The sequence below is a fragment of the Aeromonas sp. R1-2 genome, assembly GCF_040908505.1.
GTDB classification, from domain to species: Bacteria; Pseudomonadota; Gammaproteobacteria; order Enterobacterales; family Aeromonadaceae; genus Aeromonas; species Aeromonas veronii.
On the sequence record NZ_JBFODU010000008.1, the window covers coordinates 26527 to 44748 of the forward strand.

Annotated in this window: 17 protein-coding genes; 8 read left to right on the forward strand and 9 right to left on the reverse strand. The window is 61.0% G+C overall.

The annotated features are described in order from the left end of the window. Window positions 1-566, forward strand: a 566-nt coding sequence (locus AB5Y76_RS01370) for a Gfo/Idh/MocA family oxidoreductase (protein ID WP_368177652.1), incomplete at its 5' end; no start/stop codon positions are given. A gap of 309 nt (window positions 567-875) precedes the next feature. After that, the gene (locus tag AB5Y76_RS01375) at window positions 876-1124 is read left to right on the forward strand and encodes a hypothetical protein (protein WP_005340533.1); all 249 of its coding nucleotides are present in this window, start codon (window positions 876-878) and stop codon (window positions 1122-1124) included. Window positions 1125-1186: 62 nt separating this feature from the next. Here the strand turns inward: AB5Y76_RS01375 and rimJ are convergent, their stop codons facing one another. Both rimJ and AB5Y76_RS01385 read right to left on the reverse strand, forming a co-directional pair. Then, the gene (gene rimJ / locus AB5Y76_RS01380) at window positions 1187-1738 is read right to left on the reverse strand and encodes a ribosomal protein S5-alanine N-acetyltransferase (RefSeq protein ID WP_107683760.1); all 552 of its coding nucleotides are present in this window, start codon (window positions 1736-1738) and stop codon (window positions 1187-1189) included. Next, on the reverse strand, window positions 1738-2292 hold the full coding sequence (locus tag AB5Y76_RS01385) for a GNAT family N-acetyltransferase (protein ID WP_115522024.1): 555 nt from the start codon (window positions 2290-2292) through the stop codon (window positions 1738-1740). The genes rimJ and AB5Y76_RS01385 overlap by 1 nt, the downstream gene beginning before the upstream one ends. Before the next feature lie 346 nt (window positions 2293-2638). On the opposite strand from AB5Y76_RS01385, the gene AB5Y76_RS01390 reads away from it, so the two are divergent. Beyond that, window positions 2639-4414, forward strand: a complete 1776-nt coding sequence (locus AB5Y76_RS01390; protein ID WP_263718842.1) for a M4 family metallopeptidase — start codon at window positions 2639-2641, stop codon at window positions 4412-4414. A gap of 32 nt (window positions 4415-4446) precedes the next feature. Here the strand turns inward: AB5Y76_RS01390 and AB5Y76_RS01395 are convergent, their stop codons facing one another. Then, on the reverse strand, window positions 4447-5340 hold the full coding sequence (locus AB5Y76_RS01395; protein ID WP_236341687.1) for a LysR family transcriptional regulator: 894 nt from the start codon (window positions 5338-5340) through the stop codon (window positions 4447-4449). 92 nt (window positions 5341-5432) lie between these two features. Between AB5Y76_RS01395 and mdtH the strand changes: the two genes are divergently transcribed. Next, window positions 5433-6629, forward strand: coding sequence for a multidrug efflux MFS transporter MdtH (mdtH, locus tag AB5Y76_RS01400; protein ID WP_005340523.1), 1197 nt, complete (start codon window positions 5433-5435; stop codon window positions 6627-6629). Window positions 6630-6768: 139 nt separating this feature from the next. Next, complete coding sequence (locus tag AB5Y76_RS01405; protein WP_263718841.1) at window positions 6769-7683, forward strand: bifunctional helix-turn-helix transcriptional regulator/GNAT family N-acetyltransferase; 915 nt, start codon at window positions 6769-6771, stop codon at window positions 7681-7683. 43 nt (window positions 7684-7726) lie between these two features. Here the strand turns inward: AB5Y76_RS01405 and AB5Y76_RS01410 are convergent, their stop codons facing one another. Together AB5Y76_RS01410 and prfC are read right to left on the reverse strand one after the other, a co-directional pair. Beyond that, window positions 7727-8203: an ASCH domain-containing protein gene (locus tag AB5Y76_RS01410; protein ID WP_263718840.1), complete on the reverse strand. Its 477-nt coding sequence runs from the start codon at window positions 8201-8203 to the stop codon at window positions 7727-7729. Window positions 8204-8260: 57 nt separating this feature from the next. Next, on the reverse strand, window positions 8261-9850 hold the full coding sequence (gene prfC, locus AB5Y76_RS01415; protein ID WP_085942998.1) for a peptide chain release factor 3: 1590 nt from the start codon (window positions 9848-9850) through the stop codon (window positions 8261-8263). Window positions 9851-10279: 429 nt separating this feature from the next. Here prfC and AB5Y76_RS01420 point away from each other — a divergent pair, with 429 nt between their 5' ends. Next, a complete protein-coding gene (locus AB5Y76_RS01420; protein ID WP_139741603.1) occupies window positions 10280-11002 on the forward strand; it encodes an SDR family oxidoreductase in 723 nt (240 codons plus the stop codon). Window positions 11003-11143: 141 nt separating this feature from the next. On the opposite strand, the gene AB5Y76_RS01425 is transcribed toward AB5Y76_RS01420, so the two are convergent. From AB5Y76_RS01425 to AB5Y76_RS01435, 3 genes are all read right to left on the reverse strand, one after another. Then, window positions 11144-12991 carry a diguanylate cyclase gene (locus AB5Y76_RS01425; protein WP_263718839.1) on the reverse strand — a complete coding sequence of 616 codons (1848 nt, stop codon included), beginning with the start codon at window positions 12989-12991 and terminating at the stop codon, window positions 11144-11146. A gap of 226 nt (window positions 12992-13217) precedes the next feature. Then, window positions 13218-14672, reverse strand: a complete 1455-nt coding sequence (viaA, locus tag AB5Y76_RS01430) for an ATPase RavA stimulator ViaA (RefSeq protein ID WP_263718838.1) — start codon at window positions 14670-14672, stop codon at window positions 13218-13220. Between the two features lie 9 nt (window positions 14673-14681). Then, complete coding sequence (locus AB5Y76_RS01435; RefSeq protein ID WP_129504730.1) at window positions 14682-16295, reverse strand: ATPase RavA domain-containing protein; 1614 nt, start codon at window positions 16293-16295, stop codon at window positions 14682-14684. 314 nt (window positions 16296-16609) lie between these two features. Here AB5Y76_RS01435 and AB5Y76_RS01440 point away from each other — a divergent pair, with 314 nt between their 5' ends. After that, window positions 16610-17044, forward strand: a complete 435-nt coding sequence (locus AB5Y76_RS01440; protein ID WP_263718837.1) for a DNA polymerase III subunit psi — start codon at window positions 16610-16612, stop codon at window positions 17042-17044. Between the two features lie 118 nt (window positions 17045-17162). Then, window positions 17163-17612: a ribosomal protein S18-alanine N-acetyltransferase gene (gene rimI, locus AB5Y76_RS01445; RefSeq protein WP_263718836.1), complete on the forward strand. Its 450-nt coding sequence runs from the start codon at window positions 17163-17165 to the stop codon at window positions 17610-17612. Window positions 17613-17649: 37 nt separating this feature from the next. Here the strand turns inward: rimI and AB5Y76_RS01450 are convergent, their stop codons facing one another. Continuing rightward, window positions 17650-18195: a hypothetical protein gene (locus AB5Y76_RS01450; protein WP_069554415.1), complete on the reverse strand. Its 546-nt coding sequence runs from the start codon at window positions 18193-18195 to the stop codon at window positions 17650-17652. Window positions 18196-18222 lie beyond the last annotated feature (27 nt).

Below are 18222 nucleotides of genomic sequence, written 5' to 3' on the forward strand. Positions count from 1 at the left end.
GGCGCGAAGCGGGTGGCCCGGGTTCCGGCCTCTGGTTCGATCTCGGCCCCCACGTGCTGGATCAGGCACTGCAGCTGTTCGGCCAGCCGGACTGGTTGCAGGCCGATCTGGCCGAGCAGCGCCCCGACGCACTGGCGGACGACTACTTCCATGTGGTGCTGGGTTACGGTGCTCTGCGGGTTATTCTGCATGGCAGCTGTCTGGTCTCGGCCACCATGCCGCGTTTCATCGTCCACGGCAGCCAGGGCTCGTTCGTGAAATTCGGTATGGATGTGCAGGAAGATCAACTCAAGCAGGGCTTGCGGCCGCCGGCGGCGGATTGGGGCATGGATAGCGAACCCGGTCAGCTCAGCCGCATTGTCGATGGTCAGTTGCAGCAGCAGAGCGTGGTGGGTGAGGCGGGGGATTATGGCGCCTACTATCGCGGTGTTTGCGCCGCCATCAAGGGCGAGGGAAGCAACCCGGTGCCAGCAAGTGAAGCGCTGGCGGTGATGGCGCTGCTGGATCTGGCCCGTCAGAGCCACCTTGAGGGAAAACGGCTGCCCTGTCAGAAGCTGTCTGACTAAGGTGCGGGTCATAGGCCGCGCTTGACCAACCTTGACCTTGTTAAACCGCCACAAGATGGCAGCAAAGCGGTGTTTTATTGTGCAATCAGCGCTATTTGACGGCATCTTGTATTGATATCAGTCGTTGCAGTGGAGCTTTTTATCAACGGCACGAAAAAATGTCATTGTGATATCCGTTTTCATCGGTAACTAATGGGGCTATATTGCGCCCGCCTGCTGCCTCCCGGCTTCTTGTTTCAATACCGGGCAACGGTGGGCGCTGTGATGGTTGCACAGACCATCTCTCCATATTTATTTGAGGGAATGCACATGAACAAAGTACTGGTAGCCGGTATCCTGGGTCTGATGTTGACTGCTTGCGGTCAGAAAGAAGAAAAAGCTGCCGCTCCTGCTGCTGCTCCGGCCGCCGAAGTTGCTGCCACTGTAGAAAAAGCCGCTAGCGAAGCCACCTCTACCGTAGAGAAGGCCACCTCCGAAGCGACTGCAACCGTAGAAAAAGCTGCTACCGAAGCGGCTACCAAGGTTGAAGCTGCAGTGAGCGATGCCAAGGCCAACTAAGCCTGCACCTCATTCGAAGACGGGTCCGAAGGCAACTTCGGGCCCGTTTTTTTATCTGTCGTTCAGGGGGCCGGATTAATCAGCGAGGTGAGGATGTGATCCTCCCAGCGACCATTGATCATCAGATACGCCCGCGCGAATCCCTCCCGCTCGAAGCCGAGCCGCTCCAGCAAGGCGCCACTGCGCTGATTGGCTGGCATATAGCAAGCCATGATGCGATGCAGATCGTGCTCCCGAAACAGGTAGTCGATGGCGGCTGACAGCACCTCTCCCATCACCCCCTGCCCCTGATGCTGCTGGTCGATGGCATAGCCCAGATGACACGCCTTGAAGACCCCCATCAGGATATTGCTGAAGTTACAGGTGGCGATCACCCGCTCGCCAGCCGGATCGAGGGCCACCAGATTGACGCCGGTGCCGTTGAAGAACTGGCTGTAGCTGTCCTGCAGCCGGGCATGCCAGTAAGAGAGGGTGTAAAACTGCTCGTCCCGAAGCGGCTCCCAGGGGGCGAGATGGGCGCGGTTGCGCCGGTAGAAGTCGAGCATCATGGGGGCCCGATCCGGCGACAGTATGGTCAGGTGGGTGCGGGCCGTCTTGATATGTGGCAGCGCCATCAGGACTCCCTCTGTCTTAGCCACTCATCGCGCAGCAGGCTGTAGTGGACATGGTCCACAATCCGGTTGCCCAGCCGCTCTGCGCGCCGGGTCACCCCCTCCTGCTGCATCCCGAGCCGTTCACAAACAGCCCTGCTGGGCTCGTTATCGGTGGCGGCGCTGATCTCCACCTTCTCCATCCCCATCTCCTCGAAGGCGTGGTGGATCAGGGCCTGACAGGCCCGGGTGATGATGCCGTTACCCTGCCAGCGCTCCGCCAGCCAGTAGCCGATGACCACCTTGCCAAGGTCGTGATCGATGCTGTTGTAACCTATGACCCCCACCACCTCCCCCTGATACTCGATGGCGGTGGTGAGCCCCTCGCCGCGGGCGAACTTCTCGATGGCACTGCGAATGAAGAGGGCGCTGTCGACGGGGCGCTGGATCAGTGGCGGCCAGGGTAGCCACTGGGAGAGGTACTCCCGGTTGTCATTGCAGAGGGCAAACAGTTCGCTCGCCATATCGGGCTGCAAGAAGAGCAGCGCAAGCTCGTCGTCCAACTGCCATGAAAACATGGGATTCTCCTTTCAAATCAGTGATCAAATCGCGAACCAGCACCCAATGTAGCCAATCGCCACTGGCCGCGCCAGCCACTTTTACGGCCCTCCTCCGGCGGGCTTCGCAGAGGGTGACTGTGCACGTACTCTCCTCCCTCAAAAGAGGAGGGTGGGTGTCTGAAACCGGATAATGCTCTCCACATGGCGCCGACGAATACCCCCAAACGGCACTTTGGCAGATCCTGCTACCCCTTTGTACTGCGCTGTCACTTTTGACAGGGGGCACTTTCCCCCACCGGCACTAGCTTCAAAACGCCCGACCTTCGGTCGGTTTATCAACCTCATCGATTTAAGGAAAGAAGAGATGAATAAAATTTATCTGGCCGTTGCGCTGGCCTGCTGGGGAAGCGCCGCACTGGCGGCACAAGAGGTAGAGATCAACGTAACGGCAAACGGCATCCGGGCCATGACCGGCCTCAGTGCCGCGAGTGGTACCTTGCAGCTGGAAGATGGCGAGTTTCGTCAGGTGCGGGTGGTCAAGCTGCCCAACGGCCAGCAGCGGATCCGCTACGAGCAGGTCTGGAACGGCATCCCGGTAATGGGTCAGGTCATCGTGGCTGACAAGAGCCTGAACGGCCAGCTGCAACAGGCCAGCGGGCGCATGCTGCGCCAGATCGATCAGGATGTGGCAAGCCCGGCCGCCACCCTCTCGCCACAGGATGCCGCCAGCAAGGCCAAAGCGGGCAGCAAGGGGAGCAACGAGCAGGTCAAACTCTACGTGATGCAGGATGAGAATGGGCTGGCTCGGCTGGTTTATCAGGTCTCCTTCATCGCCGAAGGTGACAAGCCAAGCCGCCCCTTCGTCATACTTGATGCCCAGAGCGGTGAGGAGCTCAAACGCTGGGAGGGGATCAACCACAAGGACGCCAGCGGCCCGGGGGGCAACATCAAGACCGGCAAATACTTTTACGGCACCGACTTTGGCCCGCTCATCGTCGATGACAACTGCCGGATGACCAGCCCCAACGTCGATACCATCAACCTCAACCACGCCACCTCAGGCGGTGCCATCCACCAGTTCACCTGCCCGGAGAACCGGGTCAAGGAGATCAACGGCGCCTACTCGCCCCTCAACGACGCCCACTACTTCGGCAACGTGGTGTTCGACATGTACCGCAACTGGTACAACACAGCGCCATTGACCTTCAAGCTGAAGATGCGGGTTCACTACAGCAAGAATTACGAGAACGCCTTCTGGGATGGCAGCCAGATGACCTTCGGTGACGGCGCCACCACCTTCCACCCGCTGGTAAGCCTCGATGTGGCCGCCCACGAGGTGAGCCACGGCTTTACCGAACAGAACTCCGGGCTGGTCTACTCGGGACAATCCGGCGGCATCAACGAGGCCTTCTCCGATATGGCGGGGGAAGCGGCCGAGTTCTACATGAAGGGGAGCAACGACTGGCTGGTCGGCGCCCAGATCTTCAAGGGCAACGGCTCCCTGCGCTACTTCGAGGATCCGACCCGGGATGGCAGATCCATCGGCCATGCCGCGGATTATCAGGAGGGGATGGATGTACACCACAGCTCCGGGGTCTACAACCGCGCCTTCTACCTGCTTGCCACCAGCAGCGGCTGGAACACCCGCAAAGCATTTGAAGTGTTCTTGCTGGCCAACCGCCTCTACTGGGGCGCCAACACCAACTACCAGCAAGGGGCCTGCGGCGTCAGCCGGGCGACCGCCGACCTGGGTTACAGTCAGGCGGATGTGGCACGGGCCTTCCAGACCGTCGGGGTCGATGCCAGCTGCGGCACCACGCCGCCACCAAGCGACAACGTGCTGCAAAACGGCGTGCCGGTGAGCAACCTCGCCGCCAGCAAGGGTGGCAAGCTCAACTACACCCTGAACGTACCGGCTGGCACCAGGTCGCTGCAGATCAGCAGCAGCGGCGGTACCGGTGATGCCGACCTCTACGTCCGCTTTGGCAGCGCCCCCACCAGCAGCAGTTATGACTGCCGTCCCTACAAGGGTGGCAATAACGAAAGCTGCTCGTTCACCAATCCCAAGGCGGGCACCTGGCATGTGCAGCTGTCAGGGTTTGCAGCGTTCAGCGGTGTGACCCTCAAGGCCAGCTACTGATCCACCCGATGCGGGCCTTGTCCCGCATCGCTCTACTCATTGCGCCACCGTTTCGCCAGCGTGCGGGCGGTGGCCAACACAGTTTCCCTGGCCGGGTTGGGCCGCTTGCCACCACGCCACGCCATCATCACATCCCAATGCTCCTGCGGCAGATTGCGCACATCGAGCCTGACCAGCCGCCCCACCTCCAGATCCCGCTTGATGGCCAGCTCCGGCATCAGGGTGATAAACCCGTGTTCCAGCGCCAGATCCCGCGCTGCACTGGCGGGTTGCACCGCATGCAGGGGGCTGGCGGCCCGCCGCAGCCGCCGCAACTGCTGGATAAAGACGTCACACCCCGGCCCCCACACCTGAGGTGCCAGCCGCTGGTCGGCAATATCCTCCAGCGTGAGGCCGTGACAACCGGCCAGCGGATGCAATGGCGAGGCGATAGCGATAATGGGGGAGCAACAGAGCAGCTCCATCTGCAGGCCCGCAACCGGCGGGCGCTTGAGCACAAAGCCGATATCGGCCTCGCCGGTCAGCAGCGACTGCATGATCTCGCCGGAGTGATCCGTGGTACAGCGGATTTCGAACGGCTCGTCCACCAGCTCCATCAATAGCGAGCCAAACACCACCGAAGTGAGGGATGGCAGGCTGGAGAGACGGATACAAGGCAGCGCCGGCGCCCCCTGCAGTGCCAGCCGCCCTTCGCTCAGAGTGGCCAGCGCCGAGCGGGCCGATGGCAGAAACTCCTCGCAGGCACGGGTCGGCGTTACGCCACGCCGATGACGCTGAAACAGCGGCGCCCCGAGGCTCTCCTCCAACTGGGCAATCCGCTGGCTCACCAGCGGCTGTGACCAGCCACGAATGGCCGCCGCCTGACTGAAGCTGCCCAGCTCGGCCACATCCAGCAGCAGTTGCAGATCGTCCAGATCCATAGACATAAATAATCCTGATATGAAATATAGGTAGTTGTCGTCTACCACTATATCTAAACCCTCTCCAGAATGAAGGTATCTGTAAATGAGAGGGCGTTATGGTCGATAGGGCGAGGTTTTGGGGACGCTGGTTTCTGGCGCTGGATACCACACTGGTGATCCTGGGTTTCTTTGTAGTGATGCCGATGATCAGCCTGCGCTTCGTCGACCAGCTCGGCTGGGCGGCCGGTCTGGTGGGGCTGGCACTCGGCCTGCGCCAGCTGACCCAGCAGGGGCTGGGGATCTTCGGCGGCTCGCTGGCCGACCGCTTCGGCGCCCGCCCGCTCATCGTCACCGGCATGTTGCTGCGCGCCGTCGGCTTTGCCACCCTGGCCTGGGCCGACAGCGGCGCCATGCTGATTTTCTCCTGCTTCCTCTCGGGTCTGGGCGGTTGCCTGTTCGACCCGCCACGGGCGGCACTGGTGATAAAATTTACTCGCCCCCATGAGCGGGGCCGCTTTATCTCCCTGCTGATGATGCTAGAGAGCGCGGGAGCCGTCACCGGTGCGCTGCTCGGCAGCTGGCTGCTGCGCTTTGACTTCACCTACGTCTGTCTGCTGGGGGCCGGGCTCTTCACCCTGGCGGCTCTATGCAACTGGACCCTGCTGCCCGCCTACCGCCTCTCGGTCAAACCGACCCCGATGCGGGAAGGGTTGGGACAGGTGCTGGCGGATCGCGCCTTCTGCCGACTGGTACTGATCCTGAGCGGCTACTACATGCTGTGGGTACAGGTGATGCTGATTTTCCCCATTCTGGTCAAGCAGCTCTCCGGCACAACCACGGCAGTAGGCTGGATGTACAGCCTGGAAACGGCGCTGTCGCTGGCGCTGCTCTACCCTATCGCCCGTTTCAGCGAACGGCGCTATCGGCTGGAGAGCCGACTGATGGCAGGTATCCTGCTGATGACGGTGGGGATCGGGCTGGTCGCCTTTGTCAGCACCCTCTCCGGCATCTTCGTACTGCTGGCCTGCTTCTATCTGGGGATCATCATCTGTGAACCGGCCCGGGAGACCCTGATGACCCGGCTTGCCAACCCCACAGCCCGCGGCAGCTACATGGGCTTCAGCCGCCTCGGACTGGCGCTGGGGGGCATGACCGGCTACGTGGGCGGCGGCTCCCTCTATGACTTCTCGCTGCAACAGGGACAACCGGCCCTCCCCTGGCTGGTGCTCGGTACCATAGGCGTCGCCACCATGTTGCTGCTGGCCCGCTGCTTCTCCCGCCGCCCGGAGCTGGCTATCAGAGCCGCCGCCTGACGACCGCCCCACCTGCGGCAGCCCAATCAACGGGGCTGCCGCTCACCTCATATTCTGCAAGTCATCACAGCAAAAGGTTGCGAATTACAACTTTTACGCTATTTTAGTTGTCATGCACAACTAAAAAGGAACCCACGATATGGATCCCCGTCCCCTGCGCGCCCTGTCGCGCGATCTGGTTCGCGAACTCGGCATGCTCTCCCAGCAGTGCGGCAATCTGGCCCTCACCCCCATCGAGGCTCACCTGCTGATCGAGCTGGAAAACGCCCCGGCCACCAATCAGCAGCTGGCAGAAAAGCTGCACATCGACAAATCCAACGCCAGCCGTCCGCTGGCACGCCTCGCCGAGCGGGAGCTTATCAGCTGGCACCCGCACCCCTCCGACGGCCGCAGCAAGGAGGCCCGCCTCACCGTCAACGGTCAGGGGATGCTGCTGGAGTTGCACCGGGAGATGGACGGGGCGATGGAGGATATGCTGGCGCAGCTGAGCCTGCCCGAGCGGGAGCAGCTGTGGCAAGGGCTGCGGCTCTATCGCAGCGCCCTCTCGCGCGCCCGTCGCCAGCGGGGCTACCAGATCCGCGCCATCACGGCGGCGGACAATGCCCAGATCGCCTTGGTGATCCGCGCCGTCTCGGCCGAATATGGCCTCACCGCAGACAAGGGGTATGGGGTCTCGGATCCCAATCTCGATACCCTCTCCCAGAGCTATCAGGGGGAGAAGAGCCGCTACTGGGTTATCGAAGGGCCGGACGGTTCCATCCTCGGCGGTGGTGGTATCGCGCCATTAGCGGGAGAAGAGGGAGTCTGCGAGCTGCAGAAGATGTACTTTATGCCCGCCCTGCGCGGACTGGGCCTTGGCAAGCGGCTGGTGTTGCAAGCGCTGGATGCCGCTCGTGGTTTGGGCTATCGACGCTGTTATCTGGAAACTACCGAGGTCTTGCGCGAAGCCACCAGCCTCTATGAATCACTGGGCTTTGAACACCTGCCCGGCCCCCTTGGCTGCACCGGCCACGGGGATTGCGAGATCTGCATGGTGTTAGACCTGGCGCTCTAAAGTGATAGCGGCAAGCAGGAGTCTTCCCTGCTTGCCGCTTCGTTTACTGCGGCAGCGCCACTACCCGGAATCGCTCCAGCACCAGCGTGGCGTGCTCATCAAATTCGCCCCCTTCAGCCTTCATCTCGCGCTCGAAGAATGCCTTGTGCGCCTCGCGCCACCAAGCCAAAGAGCCATCTCCCTCCCCTTCCTCGGCGGCAAACGCAGCATCAATCTCATCGAATGGACACAAGGTGACTGACACCAGTTCAACAAGAGCCTTGGGCAGACCACTCCAGTCGGTCACCACCAGTAGGTCCCCCTGTTCCGGCATCCGCTCGCCCTTCTCCAGATACCAGTAAGCGAGGCTACAGGTTGCTCGCTTGCGGCCTGCTACTACCAGCGCGGCACAGAGGTTGGCATTGTGTGCATCAGCACAGAAGTAGTCCGCCGAGACATGACGAGCCCGTGCAGCCACCGGCAGGGATAACAGATAACCCTCAGCCAGGGCCGAGCAGGCAGGATTCATCGATTCAACCATCACCTCTCCTTGATGCATAAAAAAATCCCGCCATCTGGCGGGATTTGGTAAGCAGTATCAGTGCTCGCGAGTCTGGCGGAACTCAACGTCCGGGTGGCGCTCCTGAGCCAGGCGCAGGTTGACCATGGTCGGCGCGATATAGGTGAGGTTGTCACCGCCATCGAGGGCCAGGTTGACCTCGTTCTTGCGCTTGAACTCTTCGAACTTCTTGACGTCGGTCCCTTCCACCCAGCGGGCGGTGGAGACGTTGACCGCCTCGTAGATGGCCTCGACGTTGTACTCGCTCTTGAGGCGCGAAACCACCACGTCAAACTGCAGCACACCGACCGCACCAACGATGAGATCGTTGCTGATCAGCGGACGGAACACCTGCACCGCGCCCTCTTCGGAGAGCTGGACCAGCCCCTTGAGCAGCTGCTTCTGCTTGAGCGGATCGCGCAGGCGGATGCGGCGGAACAGTTCCGGTGCAAAGTTCGGGATACCGGTGAACTTGAGATCTTCACCCTGGGTGAAGGTGTCGCCGATCTGGATGGTGCCGTGGTTGTGCAGACCGATGATGTCACCGGCGAAGGCGTCTTCCGCCTGCTCCCGGTCACCGGCCATAAAGGTCACGGCGTCGGAGATGTTCACATCCTTGCCGATACGCACATGGCGCATCTTCATGCCCTTGCTGTAAGTACCTGACACGATACGCATAAAAGCGATACGGTCACGGTGCTTCGGATCCATGTTTGCCTGGATCTTGAACACGAAGCCGGAGAACTTCTCCTCGGTCGCTACCACTTCACGGCTCTCGGCCTTGCGCGGCATGGGAGACGGCGCCCAGTCAGTCAGGCCATCCAGCATGTGGTCAACACCGAAGTTACCCAGTGCAGTACCAAAGAAGACCGGGGTCATCTCGCCAGCGATAAAGGCATCGTGATCGAACTCGGGAGAGGCGCCCTGCACCAGCTCCAACTCGTCACGCAGCTGCTGGGCCAGATCTTCGCCGACGGCGGCATCCAGATCCGGGTTGTTCAGCCCCTTGACCACCCGCTTCTCCTGGATGGTGTGGCCCTGACCGCTCTGATAGAGATAGGTCTCATCCTTGTAGAGGTGATAGACCCCCTTGAAGGATTTGCCACAGCCGATGGGCCAGGTGATAGGGGCGCACATGATCTTCAGCTCGCGCTCCACCTCATCCATCACTTCCATCGGATCGCGCACTTCGCGATCCAGTTTGTTCATGAAGGTGAGGATGGGGGTATCACGCAGACGGGTGACTTCCATCAGCTTGCGAGTCCGGTCTTCAACACCCTTGGCGGCATCGATGACCATCAGGCAGCAGTCGACCGCGGTCAGGGTACGGTAGGTATCTTCAGAGAAATCCTCGTGACCCGGAGTGTCGAGCAGGTTGACCAGACAATCGGCATAGGGGAACTGCATCACCGAGGTGGTGATGGAGATACCACGCTGCTTCTCCATCTCCATCCAGTCGGATTTGGCGTGCTGGCCCGAGCCACGGCCCTTGACGGTACCGGCGCGCTGAATGGCCTGTCCGAACAGCAGTACTTTCTCGGTGATGGTGGTTTTACCCGCATCCGGGTGCGAAATGATCGCAAAAGTGCGTCTCTTGGAGACTTCACTCAGAAATTCAGCTGACATAATTCAACGTTCTTCTATTGAGCGGTGGCATCAACCACCGTGGGAATAAATCCGGAATGCCGCTCACGGCACATGTATACGCAACGAAAGCCACGCCAGCTGGCGTGTTGCCAACCTGGTGGAGAGAGGGAGGAGGGTTGCGTTACATGGGTCTTATCGCCTGAGTCAAAGCAAAATTGCGCGACATTATACCCGCGCGAGTGAAAAATACCCAGCCTGACAAGAGATGATAATTTGGCCGCACATCCGTTCCACGGGTTCCAACTGAACAGAAAATCAAACACTCCGAATCGGATGGCAGCATCCGGACCACGTGGAGTTGGCCCCCTCCCCATGCCAGCAACAACCACTCTTGATAAATTTTCATACTTGGACTTTCCCTACCCAGCTACAAATATGTAAATCGTATCTACATAATGGAGAGGTCATTACATGAAACATTCCACCCTGCACAATCAACAGATCGTCATTATCGGTGGTACCTCGGGTCTTGGCCTGGCCACCGCCCAGCAAGCGATCGAACAAGGCGCCAAGGTCATTATCGGCGGTTCCAGCCGTGAGCAACTTGCCACTGCACTGGCTGAACTGGGCCCAAGTGCCAGTGGCCATCAACTGGATATTCTCGACGTCGACTCCGTCAATCACTTTTTCAACCAGCTGGATTCGCTGGATCATCTCGTCATCACCGCCGCCGTCATGCGACCAGGCAGCTTTCTCACCTCTGCCATCGAGGATTTGAAAATCAACATGGACAGCCGCTTCTGGGGAAGTGTTCATGCGATCCGCGCCGCAGCACCCAAACTGACCGAACGCGGCTCCATCGTGCTCACGTCCGGGATGGTGACGCGCCGCCCACAACCGGGTAAGGCACTCCCTGCCGTTGCAGCTGGCGCGGTTGAAACGCTGGCTCACAGTCTGGTTACCGAGCTGACCCCCCGTCGGATCAACGTCATCAACCCGGGCCCCATGCGCACTCCCATGCTGCTTAAAGCGCTGGGCAATGACCCACAAAAAGTGGCTGCCGTGGCGCAAAGCCTGCCGTTGAAGCGCTTGGGAGAGGGAGAGGATTATGCACAGGCCGCACTGTTCCTGATGAGCAACAACAACATGAATGGTGAAGTGCTTCATCTCAATGGTGGCAGCGCCTGGGCATAACGCCCTTCTGACGGTCTTCTGCGCTCGCGCTTGCCAATCTGTCATCGCAGGCAAGAACGAGCGCAGGGGACGAGCATCATCGCCGTATCAGTGTGCTCCCCAATAGCGATGACACCCAGGTGAGTGACAATACCCAGCCCGTCACTCGTCTGTTTCCACCCGGTTGCGCCCCGCCTCTTTCGCACGATACAGTGCATTGTCGGCACGCTGGATCAAGGCCGCCAGATCCTGATCATCGTCTCGCAGAGAGGCACACCCGATACTGATGGTTACCGGGTACGACATGCCGGGCAGCGCCCGGTTGGCGACTGTGTAGCGGATCCGCTCAGCCACCCGGCACGCCTCTTCAAGGCTGGTATCCGGCAGCAGGATCAAGAACTCCTCTCCGCCGGTACGCCCCAACTGATCCTGGTGTCGCAGCTGACGATCTGCCGCCCGAGAGACCCATTGCAGCACCCTGTCTCCTTGATGATGTCCCTGGGTATCGTTGATCCGCTTGAAGTGATCGATATCGAACACCAGCAGACAAAATGGCGTGCCCTGCCTGCGAGCCAGCGCCAGCATATCGCTGCCCTGTCGCAGCACCCGACGGCGGTTGTTGATGCCGGTCAGCTCATCGGTAAAGGCCAGACGACGCATCCGACGGTTGCGATCAAGCAGCCACCCCATCGTCAGCAGCGCCAGTACCCCGCAAAGCACCATCACCACTAGCAGCCAGAAACGACGCTCCTTGACCTGCTCCAGCTCCTGCTGCTGCAGTTTCTGCTCGACTCGCAGTCGCTCATTCTCCCCCTCCTGACGGGCCAGTTCGAACTCGCCGCGAACCCAGGCCGTGCTCTGTTCCCGTAACAGCTGATCGAGCCGCTGCTCCTGCACCAGATGCTCCCGCAATGCAGCCAGCGCCGCCGGATAATCGCCTTGCAACTCGAGCGCCCGACTGCGTACCCAGTAGAGCTCGAGCAAAAAGCGTACGTGCCCTTCCACCTTCAAAATCGGCTCAATCTTCTCAAGCGCGCGCAAGGCTGGCGCCGGTTCCTGCTCTTCGACTCTCAACCTCGCCCGCACCAGCTCGAGATGCGCATGGAGGATGGGGTCAACGTCGGGAGAGAGCACCTTCGCCGCTTGTGCCAGCAAGCGTCCGGCATCAGCGGGGCGATCCAGCCCGAGCAGAGCCTCGGCCTGCATCACCATGCGTTCGGCATGCTCAATCAGATATTGAGGCTGATTATAAAAGGCCGCACTGCGTTCAAGCTCGCCCAGCGCATCCTGATAACGCCCGGTCTGCAGATAGACCATCGCCAGCTGATCACTTAGCCTTGCCGAGCCAAATCCATCGTGGCTCCTGGCAAAGTGTTCACTCAACTGGTTGAGGGTGGCGAGCGCTTCGGCATAGAGGCCCATCCGGCGAAATGCTGCCGCAATCTCGAGCTGCGCCTGGTGATACCAGGTGGGCAACCCCAGCTGTTCGTAAATATTGTGCGCCTTGGTGAGATCCATCAGCCCCTGGCCTGAGACCCCCTGAAAAGACAGCATGGCCCCCCGGCGGGCCAGCGCCAGCGCCTCCAGCTTTGGCAAGGCGGCCTCTCTTGCCAGCCGCAGCCCCTCATCGTAATCGTGACGAGCCTTCGCTACCTCGCCGAGCAGCTGATTGAACCAGCCGCGGCAAATCGTCAGCTCCGCCACGGCGGCGTCATTACCCTGTTCGCGCGCAATGGCCAGCATCCGCTCCGCATTGGCGATGGCGGTACGGGACTCCTGCATGTCATCGGCCGATTGGGCCCAGCAAGCCAGACGACTGATCCGCATCTGCTGCGACGGCGGATAGGCGTTGCCGTCCCGCTGCAAACGGGCAAGGCGCTCCCGCAGCAACTCGATCGGCTGATAGACCCGCTCCATCCCTCCCAGTTCATTTTCCAACTGCTCGGGGGACAAGGGTTTGGCTGCCAGCCCGAACGCCGCCAGCAACAGCAGCAAGGCAAGTCGGCTCATACACACTCCGGATCAATGGGAAAGATCATCGGGCAAGCCGATGCCGGAAAATCACCATCTTTCCCCTGTAACAATGGTTGTAAAGGCTATCACCCGGACAGAGAGCCCGAATGGCAGGCTAGTCACATTTTACTGCGATATCATCGCGTTGGAATAAAAGCGGGGACGCACAGCGAAAAAGAGGGGCCGGGATAACAACCCAAGAGGGGTTGCCCCCTCCCGGTCACTAGTGGTGCTGCCAGCGCCGCAGCAGTCGGCCGCGCAGGCCACAATCGAGTAGCCAGCTATTGTCAAAAATCCGCAGCAGCGCCTGCTTGGCGTGGCGGGACATGGCGACGGCGTGAAAACGGGTCTGACGCTGGCGATAGCGGTTCATCTGATCGAGCAGGGGATGGGGCAGGCTCTGGGCGATAAAGTCGGAGATGACCAGCACATCCGCCTTGGCAAAGGCGGGATCATCAAGCTTGGCCAGCGCTTTTTCCAGGCAGGGCACCAGGTCGGTACCGCCGTGAAAACTCATGGAGAGGAAGCGCTCCGCCTTGTCCAGCCCGGTATCTGCAGTGATCTCGAGGGTCGCCACCTCGGTGGAGAAGAGCATCAGGTAGCAGCCGCGCTTCTCATCCATCGCCACCTTGAGCAGCGCCAGAAAGAGTGCCTTGGCACACTCCTCGGGATAGCCCCCCATGGAACCGGAGGTATCGACGCAGACGATAAAGGGGCCTCGCTGCTGCAACTGCTGGCCACCCTGCTCCGGGGTGCGCAGCATGATGCGCTGGCGCGGCAAGGTGCCACGTGACTGATAGCTGAGCAGGCGCCGCTCCAGATAGCGGCGATAGAACTCCAGCTCCAGCTCCGGCAGCCCCAGCATCACAGCTTCACTTGGCAGCAGCCGCATCAGATCGTTCGCCTGATGGATGCCCACCAGATCGTCCGGCACATCGTCGCTGGGGGCTGGCTCCAGCTCCAGCACCTGAACCGGCGGCACAGGTTGCTCCTGCGCCCGCCGATCCCGCTCGCTGCGCCCGAGCAGACCGGCAATCTCCGCCAGCAAGGGCTCGCGCTGCAACATGCGGGCGTACTGCTTGACCAGCACCAGACTGCGCTTGTGCCAGTGCCCCTGAGCCAGATCCCACAAACCACCAGCGGAGATCTGGTTGGGGTCGAGGGCATCGGCCAGGGTGCGGCTCGCCAGCAGCTGATCTTCAATCTCCTGACGCTGCTTCTCCCGCTCCGCTTCGGCGATCTGCTGCTGCAATTGCAGCAGGCTCCCCACCAGACTGGCGCGCCACTTGTCGATAAAGAGCTGGCGCAGCCCCTCGGTGGGGTGGGCCGTCAGCTGGCGCACCAAGGAGCGGGCCTCACCGGCGAAGGGGCTGTACTGTTCCAGCGACTCCAGCAAGCCGGGCAGGCGACCAATCAGCTCGGTCATCGGTAGTTGCCGGTGCGCCTGATAGAGCAGGTACTCCTGCTCCAGCGCCACCGGCACCGGCTTGTGGCGGATCTCCTCACCAAGTTGATCACCCCAGCTCTGCAGGCGCTTTTTCAGCAGCTTGCCCTGTAGCGGGGAGCGTTTGATAAATTCCGAAATCTTGGGCGAGGCCGCCAGCAGGAGCGCCACCTCACCCGCAAGCTCCCCTTCGCCAATCAGCAGTCCCAGATCCAGCATGCCGATCTCAAGCATGAGCGCTCCTTACTCGTCCAGCCTTGGCAACCGCTCGCGCCACTGGGTCAGCTCGCTACGCAGCAGTTCGAGATCCCGGTTCAGCACGAAGAAGCTGTCCTCCACCTGCTGCAACCAGCGTGAGTCGATAAAGAGGTGTTGTTGGTGACGCTCGAACAGGCTGCGCTGCTGCTTGAGCATCTGCATCACCTTGCCGACCTGAACCAGCTGCTCGTCGAGCGACTGCAACCAGGGCGCCAGCACCACCTCGGGGATGGCGTTACGCTCCATCAGCACCAACGGGATCTGCTGGCGCTGGATATCGAGCACCTGCAGCCGCAGCTCATCGTCCAGCACCAGCTCGTAATGCCCCTCTTTCGGGTTGCCGAACTCATAACCCACCAGCGCCTCACCGGTGGGATGCCAATGGGAGAGCAGGGTGCGATCGAACACCAGGGTGCGGGTAAGACGTTCGGGATCGCTGCCATCCAGCGGCGCCGGGGTGAGCAGATGGAAGTGCACCTGCTTGCCAAAGGGTCTTGCATTGGCAAGCGGGATCTCGATACCCCGGGCCCGCCGGCCAAACCACTGCTTGCGTTGCCGGGCCTTTGTGCACAGGCGTTGGGCCACGCTCTGTTTGAGCTGTTTGAACTGATCCCGCAACGCCAGCAGCTGACGGGTCATCGCCAGTTGCTGATAGCCGTAAAGGCGGGAGAATTCGGTCATCATCTCCAGCAGGGCGGTGCGGGACTCCTCGTCATGCCAGAGACAATCCTTGAACAGCAGCAGATCTACCGGTGCGACCTCGTCACGGCCATTGAAGAAGGCGCTCGCCTTGATAAGCCGTACCGCCTTCTTCCAGCGACGATCCGACACATAGCAGCGATGGGCCAGCTGGCTGTCGAGCTGCTGGCGCAGCTGATAGATAAGCTCGAAACAGGCATCCGGCAAGCGCACCTGTTCAATCTGGCTCTGCCACTGCTCGTACTCATCCCCCCGGATCTGCAGGGATTCCGGCAAGTTCTGGTGGGCGTGGCCATCGCTGGCCAGCATGGATTGAAAGTTGGCTTTCTCCTGCACTCGATCCATCCAGATCCGCACCAGCATCCGGTCGTAGAGCGCTTCCAGCCCGCTGTCCGGTGCCGGCAGCTCGTTGGAGGCAGTCACCAGCAATCGCATCGGGATAGGGTGCTGGCTGTCGCCGTTGCGAAACTGCCGCTCGTTGATGGCGGTGAGCAGGGTGTTGAGGATGGCAGGGCCCGCCTTCCAGATCTCGTCGAGGAACACCACTTCGGCCTCAGGCAGATAACCTGTGGTGAGGCGCAGGTATTTGCCATCCTCTTTCAGTGCCTGAATGGATAGGGGGCCAAACACCTCCTCCGGCGTACTGAAGCGGGTCATCAGGTATTCAAAGTGGCGGGCGTCGTGAAAGGCCAGCTTGAGGCGGCGGGCAATCAGGCTCTTGGCAATACCGGGTGGCCCCAGCAAGAAGACACTCTCGCCACTGAGGGCCGCCAGCAGACCGAGGCGCAGGGCATCCTGCCGTTCGTAGAGCCCCTCACCGAGGGCGGCCAGCAGCCGGGGCAGCCGCTCCTGGATGGGAATAAGACGCGCAGGATTCTGGGCTTGAGCTAAAGACGACATAGAGAGTGTTCCGAAGCTGGGATGATGTTAGCCCCAAGGTGCGATATCCATTTGCTCGACCTTGGGTTTTGTCTTGTTATGATGTTTATTCTGGTATCTCTTGCCACACAATACCCGCCTCTGGCAGGGAAAAACGCAAGGTCGGCGTGATACCGTATCGGCAGCGTGCTGCGCCCATGCATAGCCAGTGTCGTGATGAGCACCATGCCCGCATGCGCCAGATGATGCGTTGCAAAGGGTGCAGCAAAAGCGGTTCGAGTGTACCCTGCGCAACACAATTTTCCCCAACGCAGATCAAGAGTGAGTCGCCTCAAATGCAAGATCCCGTTCGTCAGAGCATGTTGGCCCGCATGGGCATTCAAAGCTGGCAACTGCGTCGTCCGGCATTGCTGGGCGCAGCTCCCGCTCCCGACCTTGAGCAAAACGCCACACAGCCGGGCCAGACGGCACCGGCCACCCGCGCTCCGCTGCCCAGCGGCAAACTCTGGCTGCTGGCGCCTCAGCTGCCTGCCACCACGCTGCTGGCGGATATCTGCCAGTTGCTCGGCATGACCCCCGACGAGGTCTCACTGCTCAGCGAGCTGCCGCCTGCCGATCTGCAAACGGCGGGCGCCTCCCCTCTGCTCTGGCTGACGGAGGCCAACCCCGCGCGGCCAAATGCGCTGATCTGCCCGCTCACCCCCAGCGCAGCGCAAAAGCGCGCCCTGTGGCAACAGCTGCGCCAACACCTTGCAGCCAACGCGGCGTGATCCTGCATCATGCCGCCAAGACCCACTGTGATGCTGATCTTTTTACCTGATTTTACAAATGCCGCCTCTGCAACCTCTGCTAACCCCAGTGCCCAACATCTTGCCATCCGGAGCCCCCATGCCTGAGTTTCGTCCCCTGCTCGAGAGCGATTTCGACCTTGTCTACCCCATCGAGCAAGCCGCTCACAAGGAGCCGTGGAGTGAGGCCAACCTGCTCTCCTGCTTCGGCACTCGCTATCTCAACGGCTTGATGCTGGTCGATGGTTCCCCGGCGGGCTTCTATATCTCGGATCTGGTGGCCGGTGACAGCTCGCTGATGAATATCTGCGTGCATCCGGCGTTTCAGGGCAAGGGGTTGGGACGGGCGCTGTTGCAAGCCTATCTGGCGCGCAGCAAGCAAGCCGGGGCTGAGGCCTGGTTTCTCGAGGTGCGGGCCGGTAACCAGACCGCCATCAACCTCTACGAGAGCGCCGGTTTTGCCGAGTATTGCCGCCGCGCCGACTACTACGGCACCGGCAACGACAGGGAAGATGCGGTGTTGATGTCGCGACTGTTCGATTTCGGCTGATCCAGCCTGTTCGTCGCGCCCATACCTTTTGTCCCCCTCAATCGAGGGGGGCATTGTCCAGCGCCGGATCCTGCAAGGCCAGGGTGGTATGCACCACCGCCTCGAATCCGGCCCCGGAGAGCGGCATATAGAAGCCACGCTGCCAGGTTTTTCCCGGCATCCAGATCTGGTCGATATCCACCACTATCTTGATGGGCCTGAGAGGCTGGCCCGGCTGCTGGATATAGATGCCGGGCGGTGTGGCGACTTTGGGAAAGCGGCGCAGGATCTGCTCGCTGCCATCCCCCTTGCCCGGGTTGAGCCGCACCTTCACCAGCCGGGCAAGCGGGCCAGCCATCTCCTTGCTCTGCCAGAATTTCTTCTCCAGATCGCCGCAGCGGCGGCACTTGGGGGTCTCCAGCACATAGAGCAGCGGATAGCCCAACGCCAGCGCCTGTTGCTGCGCCTGCTGATACCCATCGGCCCCCTGATACCAGGGATTGGCGGGCCCCTGTGATGACGTTCCGGCAAAGAACCAAAACGCAGCGCCCCCCACCACCATCAGCCCGACCGCGGCCAACGCCCCTTTCACCCACAGATTCATATCGTTAACCCTCTCTCTGCCTCCTAG

Excerpts from the sequence above, each read along its gene's own strand:
- AB5Y76_RS01440 (WP_263718837.1), top strand. The coding sequence starts at position 16,610 with ATGCAAGATCCCGTTCGTCAGAGCATGTTGGCCCGCATGGGCATTCAA.
- viaA (WP_263718838.1), bottom strand. The coding sequence starts at position 14,672 with ATGCTTGAGATCGGCATGCTGGATCTGGGACTGCTGATTGGCGAAGGG.
- AB5Y76_RS01410 (WP_263718840.1), bottom strand. The coding sequence starts at position 8,203 with ATGGTTGAATCGATGAATCCTGCCTGCTCGGCCCTGGCTGAGGGTTAT.
- AB5Y76_RS01375 (WP_005340533.1), top strand. The coding sequence starts at position 876 with ATGAACAAAGTACTGGTAGCCGGTATCCTGGGTCTGATGTTGACTGCT.
- mdtH (WP_005340523.1), top strand. The coding sequence starts at position 5,433 with ATGGTCGATAGGGCGAGGTTTTGGGGACGCTGGTTTCTGGCGCTGGAT.
- AB5Y76_RS01450 (WP_069554415.1), bottom strand. The coding sequence starts at position 18,195 with ATGAATCTGTGGGTGAAAGGGGCGTTGGCCGCGGTCGGGCTGATGGTG.
- AB5Y76_RS01390 (WP_263718842.1), top strand. The coding sequence starts at position 2,639 with ATGAATAAAATTTATCTGGCCGTTGCGCTGGCCTGCTGGGGAAGCGCC.
- AB5Y76_RS01435 (WP_129504730.1), bottom strand. The coding sequence starts at position 16,295 with ATGTCGTCTTTAGCTCAAGCCCAGAATCCTGCGCGTCTTATTCCCATC.
- AB5Y76_RS01425 (WP_263718839.1), bottom strand. The coding sequence starts at position 12,991 with ATGAGCCGACTTGCCTTGCTGCTGTTGCTGGCGGCGTTCGGGCTGGCA.
- AB5Y76_RS01420 (WP_139741603.1), top strand. The coding sequence starts at position 10,280 with ATGAAACATTCCACCCTGCACAATCAACAGATCGTCATTATCGGTGGT.
- rimI (WP_263718836.1), top strand. The coding sequence starts at position 17,163 with ATGCCTGAGTTTCGTCCCCTGCTCGAGAGCGATTTCGACCTTGTCTAC.
- rimJ (WP_107683760.1), bottom strand. The coding sequence starts at position 1,738 with ATGGCGCTGCCACATATCAAGACGGCCCGCACCCACCTGACCATACTG.
- AB5Y76_RS01405 (WP_263718841.1), top strand. The coding sequence starts at position 6,769 with ATGGATCCCCGTCCCCTGCGCGCCCTGTCGCGCGATCTGGTTCGCGAA.
- AB5Y76_RS01395 (WP_236341687.1), bottom strand. The coding sequence starts at position 5,340 with ATGTCTATGGATCTGGACGATCTGCAACTGCTGCTGGATGTGGCCGAG.
- AB5Y76_RS01385 (WP_115522024.1), bottom strand. The coding sequence starts at position 2,292 with ATGTTTTCATGGCAGTTGGACGACGAGCTTGCGCTGCTCTTCTTGCAG.